Here is a 12,946-nt window from a genome sequence, read left to right on the forward strand (position 1 = left end):
TCTTAGTTCTTTTTAAATGGTAAACCGAAGTGAGTTAATAATGCTTTAGCTTCTTTATCTGTTTTCGCAGTTGTTACGAAAGTGATGTCCATCCCTTGGATTTTTTTCACTTTGTCAATTACGATTTCAGGGAAGATAATTTGCTCAGTAATACCTAAGTTGTAGTTACCTCTACCATCGAAACCATCTGCTTTGATACCAGAGAAATCTCTGATACGTGGTAAAGCAGAAGAAGTAAGTCTGTCTAAGAACTCATACATTCTCTGAGCTCTCAAAGTTACTTTTGCACCTACAGGCATTCCTTTTCTCAATTTGAATGCAGCTTCGTCTTTCTTAGAGATTGTACCTACTGCTTTCTGACCTGTGATGTTTGTTAATTCTTCTACTGCATAATCGATAATTTTCTTATCTGCAGTAGCGTCACCTAAACCTTGTGATACAACGATTTTCTCTAATCTAGGTACTTGCATGATTGACTTATACCCGAATTCTTCCATCATTGCAGGAACAATTGTCTCTTTGTATATTTTTTTGGGTCTTGCTATAAATTCCATGTTAATTCAAATTATAAAGTTTCACCCGTTTTTTTGTTGATTCTTACTTTCGTATCTCCTTCGATTTTGAACCGATTTTGATAGCTTTTCCGTCTTTACCAACTAAAGCTACGTTTGAGATATGAATAGAAGCTTCTTTTTCAGTAATTCCTCCTTGAGGATTTGCAGCTGAAGGCTTAACGTGTTTTTTAACGATGTTAAGTCCTGCTACGATTACTCTAGGGTCTCTCCCTTCTTTCTTTATCACTTCAATAACTTCACCAGTCTTACCTTTGATATCTTTCTTACCAGTAGTAATGATTACGTTATCTCCTCTTTTTATTTTTAACTTTGACATTTCTTTTAAAAATTTTAAAAATTAAAGTACTTCAGGAGCTAATGAAATGATTTTCATATATTCTTTGTCTCTCAACTCACGAGCAACTGGTCCGAAAACACGCGTTCCTCTCATTTCTCCTGCTGCGTTTAGTAATACACAAGCATTGTCGTCGAATTTGATGTATGAACCATCTTTTCTTCTTACTGCTTTTTTAGTTCTTACTACTACAGCTTTAGATACCTGACCTTTTTTTGCGTTTCCTGATGGTGTAGAATCTTTGATCGTAACAACGATTTTATCACCAACTGAAGCATATCTTCTTCTGGTTCCTCCCAGAACTCTGATCACTAGTACTTCTTTAGCACCTGTGTTATCAGCAACTTTTAATCTTGATTCTGTTTGTAACATTATTACTTAGCTTTTTCAATGATTCTTACTAATCTCCATCTCTTGCTCTTGCTCATAGGTCTAGTTTCTTGGATCAAAACTGTATCACCTTCTGTGCATTCGTTGTTCTCGTCGTGTGCAGTATATTTTTTCGTTTTCAAAACGAATTTACCGTACATCGGGTGCTTTACTCTTGTAGTTTCACTAACAACAATAGTTTTTTCCATTTTATTGCTGGAAACCACTCCGATTCTTTCTTTTCTTAAATTTCTATCCATTGTAAAATGAAATTATTGTTTGTTAGTTAACTCAGTATTTAGTCTAGCGATTGTTTTTCTCAAATCTTTGATTTGAATCGGGTTTTCAATTGGGCTGATTGCATGAGCCAATTTCAATTTAGAATATTGAGCTTTTGCTTCAGTTAATTGATTTTGAATATCACCCGCGCTTAAATTTTTAATATCAGCATTTTTCATTGTACTCAAAGATTATAAAGGTTTAACAAAATCGTTAGCAACGATGAATTTAGTAACTACTGGTAATTTCTGTGCAGCAAGTCTTAAAGCTTCCTTAGCGATATCGTAAGGTACTCCTCCGATTTCAAACATAATTTTACCTGGTTTTACTACAGCTACCCAGTATTCAACAGCACCTTTACCTTTACCCATACGTACTTCCGCTGGTTTTTTAGTAATTGGCTTATCTGGGAAGATTTTGATCCATAGTTGACCTTCTCTCTTCATGTATCTTGTCGCAGCAATACGAGCCGCTTCAATTTGTCTTGCTGTAATCCAAGCTCCTTCCGTCGCTTTGATCCCAAAAGTTCCGTATGCAAGTTGACTACCTCTTTGGGCATTCCCCTTCATCTTCATCTTGTGAACTCTACGGAATTTGGTTCTTTTTGGTTGTAACATAATTTCTAAATTTTAGATTTTAGATTTTAGATTTTAGATTTTTTTTATTTTAAAAAAGTAACGGTAATTTAAAATTCAAAATTTCTAATCTAAAATTTTAATTATTATTGTTATTGTTGTTGTTTTTTCTAGGTCTTCTGTTGTCTCTGTCTCCACCTCTGTTTCCTCTGTCTGACTGACCTCCTTTTTTCTGTTGTCCCACTAGTGGAGAAAGTTCTCTTTTACCGTAAACTTCACCTTTCATGATCCAAACTTTCACTCCTAATCTACCGTAAGTAGTGTGAGCTTCTGCCCAGTGGTAATCAATATCAGCTCTGAAAGTAGACAATGGAATTCTTCCTTCTTTGAAAGATTCTGATCTTGCCATTTCAGCTCCGTTCAATCTACCAGAGATTTGAACTTTGATACCTTCAGCACCCATTCTCATAGTACTTGCCATTGCCATTTTAACAGCTCTTCTGTAAGAAATTCTGTTTTCAATTTGCTTAGAAATACTATCAGCAACTAGTACAGCATCTAATTCAGGTCTTTTGATTTCGAAGATGTTGATTTGAATATCCTTACCTGTAAGTTTCTTCAATTCTTCTTTCAATTTATCAACTTCCTGACCTCCTTTACCGATGATAAGTCCCGGTCTAGCAGTAGTGATTGTAACTGTTACTAATTTAAGTGTTCTTTCAATATAGATTTTTGAAATACCACCTTTAGATAATCTAGCCTCAAGGTATCTTCTGATTTTGTAGTCTTCAGCGATTCTGTCTCCATAATCGTTTCCACCAAACCAGTTAGAATCCCATCCTCTGATGATACCTAATCTATTACCAATTGGATTTGTCTTCTGTCCCATACCTTGATTAATTTTCTTTATTACCTAAGATTAATGTAACGTGGTTAGATCTTTTTCTGATTCTATACCCTCTACCTTGTGGAGCTGGTCTTAGTCTCTTCAATTGTCTTGCACTATCCACGAAGATTTCTTTAACGATAAGGTTTGCTTCTTCAATATCAGCACCTTCGTTTTTGCCTGCCAGTTTGCCATAGCAGAAAGAAGTAATTTCTCTAACTTGTTAGATGCATCCTTCTTTGAATATTTTAGGATATAAAGAGCTTTATCTACCTGTTCTCCTCTAATGATATCAACTACTAATCTCATTTTTCTTGGAGAAGATGGGCAATTATTTAATGAAGCTTTTACAACGTCTTTGTTAGCTTCTTTTCTTGCGATTGAACTATCTTGTTTTCTTGATCCCATGATTATCTGCTTCCTTTGTTTTTGTTACCACCATGACCTCTGAAAGATCTTGTTGGAGAAAATTCGCCTAACTTGTGACCAACCATGTTTTCTGTAACATATACAGGGATAAAAGATTTCCCGTTGTGTACTGCAATAGTTTGTCCTACGAAGTCCGGAGAGATCATCGATGCTCTAGACCAAGTTTTGATAACTGTCTTCTTACCAGACTCTATATTTGCCTGAACCTTCTTATCTAAAGTATGATGAATGAACGGTCCTTTCTTAAGTGATCTTGCCATAATTATTTTCTTTTAGATACGATGTAACGGTTAGACACTTTGTTTTTCTTTCTAGTTTTGTAACCTTTAGACGGCATACCGTTTCTAGATCTTGGGTGACCTCCTGAAGAACGTCCTTCACCACCTCCCATTGGGTGATCTACTGGGTTCATTACAACCGCTCTTGTTCTTGGTCTTCTACCTAACCATCTGCTTCTACCAGCCTTACCTGATACAGTTAACTGGTGGTCAGAGTTAGAAACTGATCCAATCATTGCATAACATTCAGTAAGGATCATTCTTGATTCTCCTGAAGGCAATTTGATGATTGCATATTTTCCATCTCTAGAAGTTAATTGAGCTGAAGAACCAGCACTTCTTGCTAAAATTGCACCTTGACCAGGTTTCATTTCAACACAAGAAATAACAGTACCTAAAGGAATGTTTTTCAACTTCATTGCGTTCCCTACATTTGGTTCTACGCTTTCACCAGAAATTACTTTCTGATCAACTTTGATACCGTTTGGAGCGATGATATATCTCTTCTCTCCGTCAGCATACTCTAATAAAGCGATAAATGCAGTTCTGTTTGGATCGTATTCTACAGATTTTACAGTGGCTTCAACGTTTGCTTTGTTTCTTTTGAAGTCAATAATTCTGTATTTCTTTTTGTGTCCACCTCCGGTGTAACGCATGGTCATTTTACCTGTTTGGTTACGTCCACCTGACTTTTTAATACCAACTGTTAGAGATTTCTCTGGTTTGTTGGTAGTAATTTCCTCAAAATTGTTTACAATTCTGAATCTCTGTCCCGGGGTGATAGGTTTTAATTTTCTAACAGACATTACTATTATTTATAATTAATAATTAATTTACAGCAAAAATATCGATAACCTCACCTTCAACAAGTTTAATTACCGCTTTTTTCAATTTGTTTGTCTTTCCTACTTGAAGACCTTTTTTAGTGTATTTTGAAGAAACCTTCGGAGCATAAATCATTGTGTTAACGTCTGCTACTTTTACACCATAAGCTGCTTCTACAGCTTTTTTAATCTGGATTTTATTCGACTTAGGGTTAACTAAGAAAGAATAAGTACCTCTTAAATCTGTAAGGTAGTTAGCCTTTTCTGAAATAACTGGTTTAATAATAACTGACATGACTTATTTCTTTAAATTTTCCTGGAATTTTTCAACTGCACCTTCGAAGAAAATGATCTCACCAGCATTTACTAAATCATAAGAACTAATTTCGTTGAAGTTCATTACTTTAGTTTTAGGTAAGTTTCTTGAAGATAAATACACATTCTTGTTAGCTTCAGGAAGAACGAATAAAGATTTTTTACCGTTAAGTTCCAATGCACTTAATACATTGATGAAATCTTTAGTCTTAGGAGCATCAAAGCTCACATCTTCTAAAACTTTAATGCTGTTGTCTCTCATTTTTTGAGATAAAACAGATTTCTTAGCTAATCTCTTAAGAGCTTTGTTCAATTTGAATCTGTAGTCTCTTGGTTTTGGTCCGAATACTCTACCTCCACCTCTGAAAGTTGGAGATTTGATATCACCATATCTAGCAGATCCTGATCCTTTTTGCTTCTTAAGCTTTTTAGTAGAAGCAGTAATTTCGCTTCTTTCTTTTGCTTTATGAGTACCCTGTCTTTGTGCAGCAAGATACTGTTTAACTTCTAAGTAAACCGCGTGCTGATTTGGCTCAATTCCGAATACTGTTTCGTCTAGAGTTACTTTTCTTCCGGTCTCTTTTCCTGATGTATTTAATACTACTAGTTCCATTTTCTGATAATTACATAAGAATTTTTAGCTCCCGGAACAGCACCTTTTACTACTAAAAGATTTTGTTCTTGATCAACTTTTAACACTTGAAGGTTTTGAACAGTTACCTGCTCACCTCCCATTCTTCCAGCCATTCTCATCCCTTTGAATACTCTTGAAGGGTCAGATCCAGCACCGATAGAACCTGGAGCTCTAAGTCTGTTGTGCTGACCATGAGTTGCCTGCATTACACCTCCAAATCCGTGTCTTTTAACAACACCCTGGAAGCCTTTACCTTTTGAAGTTCCTGTTACGTCAACATATTCACCTTCAGTGAATAGATCAACTTTTACTTCTTCTCCTACTTTTACTTCATCAACGAATTCTCTATAGAATTCAACTAATTTAGCTTTAGGAGCAGAACCAGCCTTTTTAAAATGGCCAGCTAACGCTTTACCAACGTTCTTCTCACTCTTGTCATCGAAACCTAACTGAACAGCTTTATAACCGTCTTTTTCTAAGGTTCTGACCTGTAAAACCGAGCATGGACCAGCCTGAATAACTGTACAAGGAATGTTTTTCCCTTCTTCGTTAAACAAAGACGTCATACCGATTTTTTTACCAATAATACCTGACATTGTTTATATTATAATAAAATTTATCCTTTATTTTTTTCCATTTTTCGGAAGTCTGAAGTGATTTCTACTTTTGATATAGGCACACTACGCTCCTAAAATGAGTGTGCAAATTTATGAATAATTTTGTAACCGACAAATATTTTAAGTAAAATATTTTGATTTTTAATCATTTAGATCATTTTTAGAAAAAAGAATGGGTTTACAAAAATGAATCCAACATAAAAAATACACATTTCCTTCTCATTGCTTATTCTAACAATTCAAGGCCAGCAGCTAGAAACAAAAAAAATGCCATAACTATAGGATAATGAAACATTTCACAATTTTCTGTATAAAAAAACAAACCCTACATTTTAAATAAAATAAGAAACCCTCTATCTCACTTCTCAGAAAAATCTAATTACACCATTCCCATCATTCATAAAAAAAAATAAAAGCCTTATGATGACTCACAGGCTTTGTATTTTGATTGATTATCTATAGATTTATGAATTTACATGGAATTATTTAAGCACATTAACTCCAATTTCCTCTAGTCTTGCCTGATCTTCGGCAGCAATTCCGTCATCCGTAATCAAATAATCCACCTGATCCAGTGCCGCAATTTTACCAAAACCCTTCTTATTTAATTTTGAAGAGTCTGCGAGAACTACGGTTTTATCTGCACAATCAATCATCACCTGATTAAGGTGAGCTTCTGCAGCATTAGAAGTACTGATTCCAAATTCAAGATCAATTCCATCTACACCCAGGAAAAGTTTATTACAGGAGAATTGTTTAAGAATTCCTTCTGAAATAGATCCTACAATTGACGTAGAACTTTTTCTCACCTCACCACCTAATTGGATGACATTAATATTAGGATTATTACAAAGTTCAATAGCCACCCTTAGTGAAGAAGTCAAAACCGTAAGCGGCCCGAAATTCATCAACATCCTTGCAAGGTAGTGCATCGTGGTTCCCGATGCCAATATGATGCAATCATTTTCCTGAATCAACGGAAGTGCAGCCTTAGCAATTGCCTGTTTCGCTTCTACATTGATATTCTCTTTTTCTCCTACATTTTTTTCATAAGCATATCTCACCTGCTTACTGGCACCCCCATGATTTCTAAAAAGAAGCCCTAAACTTTCGAGATAGTTCAAATCCTTTCGAATCGTAACTGAAGAAACATTTAATTTTTCACACAGATCCTGAACAAGAACATGTCCTTTTTCATCCAGCTCTTTCAATATTTCATCCTGCCTTGGAATTAGCTTTTCCATTTTATTCGTTTCCTCAAAATTACCGTTTTTTTTTAACATTCTAAAATTTCATTTATTTTCTTTTTGCTTTCATTTTTAATTTATATATTTGAAAACGAAACATAAACGAAACATTTATGAAACGAAACGAAGAACTCAGTAAATTAACCAATGTAAAAGAATGGGACTTTCTTGTCATAGGAGGAGGAGCCAGTGGTTTAGGTTCAGCATTAGACGCAGTAAGCAGAGGATTTAAGACTTTATTGCTTGAATCTCATGATTTTGCGAAAGCAACTTCCAGCAGAAGTACCAAACTGGTACATGGTGGAGTAAGATATTTAGCACAAGGAGATGTAGGTTTGGTGAAAGAAGCATTGAAGGAAAGAGGTCTATTGGCCAAAAATGCAGCACATATTGTAAAGAATCAATCTTTCATTATTCCTAATTATACCTGGTGGGGCGGAATCTATTATAAAATAGGATTATCCGTTTATGATTTCCTTGCCGGAAAATTAAGTTTGGGAAAAACAAAATACATCAGCAAATCGAAAACCGTTGAAAAGCTTCCTACTATTGAACAAAACCATTTGATGAGTGGTGTTGTTTACCAGGATGGGCAGTTTGATGATTCCAGACTTGCGATCAATTTAACCCAGACAATTATTGAGAAAGGAGGAAGTGCCGTCAACTACGTAAAAGTTGTTAACCTTCTCAAAGATGACAAAGACAAAGTCATCGGAGTTGTTGCTGAAGATCAATTCACTAAGCAACAATACCAAATTCTTGCAAAGTTGTGATCAATGCTACGGGCGTTTTCACGAATGATATTCTTAATATGAATAATCCTAAACATGGTAAACTAGTAGTACCAAGTCAGGGAATTCACCTTGTATTGGATAAATCATTCCTGAAAAGTGACGATGCTATCATGATTCCAAAAACTTCAGACGGAAGAGTTCTGTTTGTGGTGCCTTGGCATGACAGAGCATTAGTAGGAACTACCGATACTCTTTTGGAAAGCGAAAGCTTTGAGCCTCGTGCCCTGGAAGAGGAAATCAGTTTCGTTTTAAATACAGCAAGACAATATCTGTCTAAAAAACCAACCCGTGAAGATGTAAAATCTGTCTATGCAGGGCTTCGACCTCTGGCTGCACCAAAAGATGGAGGTAAGAGTACAAAAGAAGTATCCCGAAGTCATAAAGTCATAGCTTCCGATACGGGATTAATATCCATCATTGGAGGAAAATGGACTACTTATCGTAAAATGGCTGAAGATACCATTGATAAAGCCATGCAGGTACATAAGCTAGGTAATACTACTTCTAAAACAGAAAATATGTCTATTCATGGAAATGTAAAACCTGAACAAGTAGACAGAACCAATCATTTATATGTATACGGATCTGATATTCCTGCTATAAAAGCCTTACAACAAAGTAATCCACGTTTTCAGCAGAAAATACATCCGGATCACCCTTTCACTGTTGCCGAAGTAGTATGGGCAGCAAGAAATGAAATGGCGGAAACCATTGAAGATGTATTGGCAAGAAGAGCCCGCCTTTTATTCTTAGATGCAAGAGCCGCTATAGACAGCGCGCATCATGTTGCCAGAATCATTGCTGAAGAAAAAGGATATTCTGAAGAATGGGCTCAACAACAGGAAAAAGAATTCATTGAATTAGCAAAAGGATATTTATTAACTCCTTATTCACCTAAAGTTATCAACCTTAATTAATCACGATATGAATGAAAAGTTAATCCTCGCTTTAGATCAGGGAACTACTTCCTCCAGAGCGATTCTATTCAACCATAAGGGAGAAATCAAATATGTATCTCAAAAAGACTTCAGACAAATATTCCCAACTCCAGGTTGGGTAGAACATGATCCTAATGAAATCTGGTCTTCACAGATCTCCGTTGCTGCAGAAATTATTGCCAAAGCAGGTATTTCCGGACTGGAAGTAGCGGCAATTGGAATTACCAACCAACGTGAAACCACTATAGTTTGGGATAAAGAAACAGGAGAACCTATTTATAATGCTATTGTATGGCAAGACCGAAGAACGTCCAAATACTGTGATGAACTGAAAGAACAAGGCCATGCAGAAATCATCAAGGAAAAAACAGGTCTTGTACTGGATGCTTATTTTTCTGCCACCAAATTAAAATGGATTCTTGACAATGTAGAGGGGGCACGAGAAAAAGCAGAAGCAGGAAAACTATGTTTTGGAACTGTTGATACCTGGCTTGTATGGAAATTAACCCGTGGAAAAATGTTTATCACGGATGTTTCGAATGCCAGCAGAACAATGCTTCTGAATATTCATACTTTGGAATGGGACAATGATTTATTAGAGTTGTTCAACATCCCGAAAGCTATTCTTCCTGAAGTAAACAAAGCAGTGAAGTATATGGCGAAACAGCTACTACTCTATTCTCTACCAAAATTCCGATTGCAGGAATCGCAGGAGATCAGCAGGCAGCTTTATTCGGACAAATGTGTATCAATCCGGGAATGGTAAAAAACACTTACGGAACAGGATGTTTCTTGTTAATGAATACTGGGAAAGAAGCGGTTTCTTCAAAGAACAATCTTTTAACAACAGTTGCCTGGAAAATCAATGGTGAAGTTAACTATGCTTTAGAGGGAAGTGTATTTGTAGGTGGCGCGGCTATTCAATGGTTGAGAGACGGTCTTAAGCTTATTCATTCTTCTGATGAAGTGAATAATCTGGCGGCATCCGTTGAAGATAATGGCGGTGTTTATTTTGTTCCTGCTCTTACAGGCTTAGGAGCTCCTCATTGGGATCAGTATGCCCGTGGAACTATCGTAGGGATTACCCGTGGTACCACTGACGGCCATATCGCAAGAGCAACATTGGAAGGAATTGCCTTCCAGGTATACGATATTGTAAATCTATGGAAGCAGATTCCGGAAGAGAAAGCCTTGAATTGAGAGTAGATGGTGGAGCTTCGGCAAGCAATCTATTGATGCAAATTCAGTCTGACCTTTTCGGATTTAAAATTATAAGACCAAAAACATTAGAAACAACGGCATTAGGTGCAGCTTATTTAGCAGGACTTGCTGTAGGATACTGGAAAAGTATCGATGAGATACAGGAACAATGGATTATAGATAAAGATTTTCACCCTCAATTGGATAGGGAAAAAGTAGAAGCTATGGTTCATTCATGGAACAAAGCAGTGTCTCGTGCTCAATGCTGGATTGAAGATTAATTCACTGACCTTAAAAATACACATATGACTCCATTTATCGCAGAAGTGATCGGAACGATGCTTCTAATTTTGTTAGGCAACGGTGTTGTAGCCAATGTTGTCTTGAAGGATACCAAAGGAAATAATTCCGGATGGATTGTTATTACCACCGCTTGGGCATTAGCTGTTTTTGTAGGGGTAACTGTTGCCGGCCCTGTAAGTGGAGCCCATTTGAATCCAGCGGTAACGATTGGATTAGCAACTGCAGGAAAATTTGAATGGAATCTTGTTCCGTCTTATATTGCAGCTCAGATGATTGGAGGGATGTTGGGAGCCTTTTTGGTCTGGCTGTTTCATAAAGATCATTTTGCTATTACAGAAGATGAAGGCGCAAAACTAGCTTGTTTCAGTACCACACCTGCGATCAGAAAAGTATCCTCTAATCTTATTAGTGAAATTATTGGAACATTTGTACTGGTATTTGTTATTTTCTACATTTCAGATTCAAGTATTACTCTGCAGGCAGATCCTAATGCGAAAGTAGGGTTAGGTTCTGTAGGAGCTATTCCTGTGGCTTTCCTTGTGTGGGTAATCGGGCTTTCTTTAGGAGGCACTACCGGATATGCGATTAACCCTGCCAGAGATCTTGCTCCAAGAATTATGCACGCTATTCTTCCAGTCAAAGGAAGCAGTGATTGGGGATATGCCTGGATTCCTGTTTTAGGACCTGTTACCGGAGCTGTTATTGCAGCATTATTGTTCATGATTTTAAAATAAAAACCAAAAAAATGCAAATCATGAAAATATTAAAAGGAATCTTCCTACTTACTTTAGCTACAGGAAGGCTATTCTCACAAGAAAGCAGTGAACTTAAAGAATCCAAAGAAGGAAGACTGGATTTTACGGCCAATATCCAAAACAACCATTTATGGAGAGGCTTAATCATTACAGACAAACCTGTCGTAATGGGAAATCTTTCTTATGCTTTAGATGCAGAAAAAAAATGGAAGGTTGGAATCTGGGGTGCTTCTGCCTTGGCTGATGATAAGGATAATACTCATTATAAAGAGATCAATTACTATGTTCAGTATTCTAACGGACGCTTTTACATTGGATTATGGGATCTTTATAATTCCAGGAATATCAATACAGCTAATGCTGCTGACGATATTTTCAGTTACTCCCAAAGAAGAACAGCTCACATTATTGATTTAAGAACCAATTATACTTTCGGCCCATCATTCCCAATCAATATTGAAGCAGATATTATGCTTTATGGAGGAGCTAATGCCGGAGAAGTGATTTTGGAACCGGATGGAAGCTACAAAAAGAACAGGTATTCTACTTACGTTCAGGCCAGCTATCCTGTCATTAGTGGACAGAAGGTTAATCTGGATGCTTTTGTAGGAGCAGGATTTTCATTGAATGGCGACACCTTTTTGTACGGGAATGGAAAAAACAATTTTGATATTGTTAACGTGGGTGTAAAAGCAGGAAAGGTTCTTAAAATAACGGATCATTACAGCTTACCCGTTTCTATGATGGCTATGTGGAATCCTTCTAATAAGTATGCAAGAATTCAATTAGCAGCCACTGTTTTTTAATTCAAATTTTAAACTAGATTATATAAAGACCACTCCTTTTTGGAGTGGTTTTGTTGTTGTTGTTGTTGTTGTTGTTGTGATGAAGAAAAAAACCACCCCGTCAAATCTAAGATTTGCCACCCCTCCACTGGAAGGGAATGGTTATACGAATTGAAGTGAGTAATAGTAAAAAGAGGTTGGAAAATATTAGTGATAACAATCTTCTTAATCACCGGGATTTTACGGTTTACTGATTGGGCAGATATGTTTAAATTTGAAGAAAAAATAATATGAAAAAGATTTTCAGTTTAGTGATCTTATGTATTAGCATTTTCGCTTTTGCACAGGTAAAGGTCCCTTTTACAGGGCATAGAAGTTTTGATATTCTGGAAGGATATAGTGGCACAGGAACTCCTCATTATTATCTGGATGTAAAAAAGAATGGAGATGTACTTTTTGGATACGTTCAGATCAATCAGGCTAATGGAAAGGAAACCACAGAAGAAGTAAACGCTGGAAAATATGCAGCTAACAAAGTAATGAAGGTATATTTCAAAAAATACAATGAAACCTTCTTTGTGAAATTTGATAAAGATAAAATCTACCTTACGGATGAAAAAGGTAATATTCAAAATCTTGAAGGTTGTTGCTCTGCCAGAGAAAGTATAGATAAAGAGACTTGTACTTGTGAAAGTGAATTCTATAAGTAACAAGATTAAACATAGCCACTCCTTTGGGGTGGTTTTTGTTTGTTATGAGGAAAACCACCCTGTCAAAAAATCTTTGCAGTGGAGGGGAATGATGATACG

Annotated in this window: 15 protein-coding genes and 4 pseudogenes; 5 read left to right on the forward strand and 14 right to left on the reverse strand. The window is 36.3% G+C overall.

From position 1 onward, the window contains the following. Nucleotides 1-2: 2 nt before the first annotated feature. From rplE to QWZ06_RS24130, 14 genes and pseudogenes are all read right to left on the reverse strand, one after another. Entirely contained in the window at nucleotides 3-554 is a 552-nt protein-coding gene (gene rplE, locus QWZ06_RS24065; protein WP_105702144.1) for a 50S ribosomal protein L5, read from the reverse strand. Between the two features lie 11 nt (nucleotides 555-565). Beyond that, nucleotides 566-891, reverse strand: a pseudogene (rplX, locus tag QWZ06_RS24070) (50S ribosomal protein L24). Between the two features lie 21 nt (nucleotides 892-912). Then, nucleotides 913-1,281, reverse strand: coding sequence for a 50S ribosomal protein L14 (rplN, locus tag QWZ06_RS24075; protein ID WP_002983226.1), 369 nt, complete (start codon nucleotides 1,279-1,281; stop codon nucleotides 913-915). Between the two features lie 2 nt (nucleotides 1,282-1,283). After that, on the reverse strand, nucleotides 1,284-1,538 hold the full coding sequence (rpsQ, locus tag QWZ06_RS24080) for a 30S ribosomal protein S17 (RefSeq protein ID WP_027387210.1): 255 nt from the start codon (nucleotides 1,536-1,538) through the stop codon (nucleotides 1,284-1,286). A gap of 12 nt (nucleotides 1,539-1,550) precedes the next feature. Further along, nucleotides 1,551-1,736 (reverse strand): 50S ribosomal protein L29, encoded by a 186-nt coding sequence (gene rpmC, locus QWZ06_RS24085; protein ID WP_290301663.1) that lies wholly within the window; start codon nucleotides 1,734-1,736, stop codon nucleotides 1,551-1,553. Between the two features lie 12 nt (nucleotides 1,737-1,748). After that, entirely contained in the window at nucleotides 1,749-2,174 is a 426-nt protein-coding gene (rplP, locus tag QWZ06_RS24090) for a 50S ribosomal protein L16 (protein ID WP_029297776.1), read from the reverse strand. 97 nt (nucleotides 2,175-2,271) lie between these two features. After that, the gene (gene rpsC / locus QWZ06_RS24095) at nucleotides 2,272-3,021 is read right to left on the reverse strand and encodes a 30S ribosomal protein S3 (protein ID WP_034694675.1); all 750 of its coding nucleotides are present in this window, start codon (nucleotides 3,019-3,021) and stop codon (nucleotides 2,272-2,274) included. Nucleotides 3,022-3,028: 7 nt separating this feature from the next. Next, nucleotides 3,029-3,327: pseudogene (rplV, locus tag QWZ06_RS24100) on the reverse strand (50S ribosomal protein L22). A gap of 101 nt (nucleotides 3,328-3,428) precedes the next feature. Beyond that, complete coding sequence (gene rpsS, locus QWZ06_RS24105; protein WP_002983209.1) at nucleotides 3,429-3,707, reverse strand: 30S ribosomal protein S19; 279 nt, start codon at nucleotides 3,705-3,707, stop codon at nucleotides 3,429-3,431. Nucleotides 3,708-3,709: 2 nt separating this feature from the next. Further along, nucleotides 3,710-4,531, reverse strand: a complete 822-nt coding sequence (gene rplB, locus QWZ06_RS24110; RefSeq protein WP_123909155.1) for a 50S ribosomal protein L2 — start codon at nucleotides 4,529-4,531, stop codon at nucleotides 3,710-3,712. A 22-nt stretch (nucleotides 4,532-4,553) separates the two neighbouring features. Continuing rightward, complete coding sequence (gene rplW, locus QWZ06_RS24115; RefSeq protein WP_290301668.1) at nucleotides 4,554-4,844, reverse strand: 50S ribosomal protein L23; 291 nt, start codon at nucleotides 4,842-4,844, stop codon at nucleotides 4,554-4,556. A gap of 3 nt (nucleotides 4,845-4,847) precedes the next feature. Continuing rightward, entirely contained in the window at nucleotides 4,848-5,477 is a 630-nt protein-coding gene (gene rplD / locus QWZ06_RS24120) for a 50S ribosomal protein L4 (RefSeq protein WP_290301669.1), read from the reverse strand. Further along, nucleotides 5,468-6,094 carry a 50S ribosomal protein L3 gene (rplC, locus tag QWZ06_RS24125; RefSeq protein WP_027371722.1) on the reverse strand — a complete coding sequence of 209 codons (627 nt, stop codon included), beginning with the start codon at nucleotides 6,092-6,094 and terminating at the stop codon, nucleotides 5,468-5,470. The genes rplD and rplC overlap by 10 nt, the downstream gene beginning before the upstream one ends. A gap of 503 nt (nucleotides 6,095-6,597) precedes the next feature. Further along, on the reverse strand, nucleotides 6,598-7,359 hold the full coding sequence (locus tag QWZ06_RS24130) for a DeoR/GlpR family DNA-binding transcription regulator (protein WP_290301670.1): 762 nt from the start codon (nucleotides 7,357-7,359) through the stop codon (nucleotides 6,598-6,600). 116 nt (nucleotides 7,360-7,475) lie between these two features. On the opposite strand from QWZ06_RS24130, the pseudogene QWZ06_RS24135 reads away from it, so the two are divergent. From QWZ06_RS24135 to QWZ06_RS24155, 5 genes and pseudogenes are all read left to right on the forward strand, one after another. Continuing rightward, nucleotides 7,476-9,073 (forward strand): annotated as a pseudogene (locus QWZ06_RS24135) (glycerol-3-phosphate dehydrogenase/oxidase). Between the two features lie 7 nt (nucleotides 9,074-9,080). After that, a pseudogene (gene glpK, locus QWZ06_RS24140) lies at nucleotides 9,081-10,575 on the forward strand (glycerol kinase GlpK). Nucleotides 10,576-10,599: 24 nt separating this feature from the next. Beyond that, nucleotides 10,600-11,331, forward strand: coding sequence for an MIP/aquaporin family protein (locus QWZ06_RS24145; protein WP_290301671.1), 732 nt, complete (start codon nucleotides 10,600-10,602; stop codon nucleotides 11,329-11,331). A 20-nt stretch (nucleotides 11,332-11,351) separates the two neighbouring features. Beyond that, on the forward strand, nucleotides 11,352-12,158 hold the full coding sequence (locus QWZ06_RS24150; RefSeq protein ID WP_290301672.1) for a hypothetical protein: 807 nt from the start codon (nucleotides 11,352-11,354) through the stop codon (nucleotides 12,156-12,158). Between the two features lie 269 nt (nucleotides 12,159-12,427). Then, nucleotides 12,428-12,847: a hypothetical protein gene (locus tag QWZ06_RS24155; RefSeq protein ID WP_290301673.1), complete on the forward strand. Its 420-nt coding sequence runs from the start codon at nucleotides 12,428-12,430 to the stop codon at nucleotides 12,845-12,847. Nucleotides 12,848-12,946: the final 99 nt, after the last annotated feature.

Origin of the sequence: Chryseobacterium tructae (assembly GCF_030409875.1) — a bacterium.
In the GTDB taxonomy this organism is placed as follows: domain Bacteria; phylum Bacteroidota; class Bacteroidia; order Flavobacteriales; family Weeksellaceae; genus Chryseobacterium; species Chryseobacterium tructae.

Excerpts from the sequence above, each read along its gene's own strand:
- rplW (WP_290301668.1), bottom strand. The coding sequence starts at position 4,844 with ATGTCAGTTATTATTAAACCAGTTATTTCAGAAAAGGCTAACTACCTT.
- rplB (WP_123909155.1), bottom strand. The coding sequence starts at position 4,531 with ATGTCTGTTAGAAAATTAAAACCTATCACCCCGGGACAGAGATTCAGA.
- rpsC (WP_034694675.1), bottom strand. The coding sequence starts at position 3,021 with ATGGGACAGAAGACAAATCCAATTGGTAATAGATTAGGTATCATCAGA.
- QWZ06_RS24155 (WP_290301673.1), top strand. The coding sequence starts at position 12,428 with ATGAAAAAGATTTTCAGTTTAGTGATCTTATGTATTAGCATTTTCGCT.
- QWZ06_RS24145 (WP_290301671.1), top strand. The coding sequence starts at position 10,600 with ATGACTCCATTTATCGCAGAAGTGATCGGAACGATGCTTCTAATTTTG.
- rplN (WP_002983226.1), bottom strand. The coding sequence starts at position 1,281 with ATGTTACAAACAGAATCAAGATTAAAAGTTGCTGATAACACAGGTGCT.
- rpsQ (WP_027387210.1), bottom strand. The coding sequence starts at position 1,538 with ATGGATAGAAATTTAAGAAAAGAAAGAATCGGAGTGGTTTCCAGCAAT.
- rplC (WP_027371722.1), bottom strand. The coding sequence starts at position 6,094 with ATGTCAGGTATTATTGGTAAAAAAATCGGTATGACGTCTTTGTTTAAC.
- rplP (WP_029297776.1), bottom strand. The coding sequence starts at position 2,174 with ATGTTACAACCAAAAAGAACCAAATTCCGTAGAGTTCACAAGATGAAG.
- rpsS (WP_002983209.1), bottom strand. The coding sequence starts at position 3,707 with ATGGCAAGATCACTTAAGAAAGGACCGTTCATTCATCATACTTTAGAT.
- rplD (WP_290301669.1), bottom strand. The coding sequence starts at position 5,477 with ATGGAACTAGTAGTATTAAATACATCAGGAAAAGAGACCGGAAGAAAA.
- rpmC (WP_290301663.1), bottom strand. The coding sequence starts at position 1,736 with ATGAAAAATGCTGATATTAAAAATTTAAGCGCGGGTGATATTCAAAAT.
- rplE (WP_105702144.1), bottom strand. The coding sequence starts at position 554 with ATGGAATTTATAGCAAGACCCAAAAAAATATACAAAGAGACAATTGTT.
- QWZ06_RS24150 (WP_290301672.1), top strand. The coding sequence starts at position 11,352 with ATGAAAATATTAAAAGGAATCTTCCTACTTACTTTAGCTACAGGAAGG.
- QWZ06_RS24130 (WP_290301670.1), bottom strand. The coding sequence starts at position 7,359 with ATGGAAAAGCTAATTCCAAGGCAGGATGAAATATTGAAAGAGCTGGAT.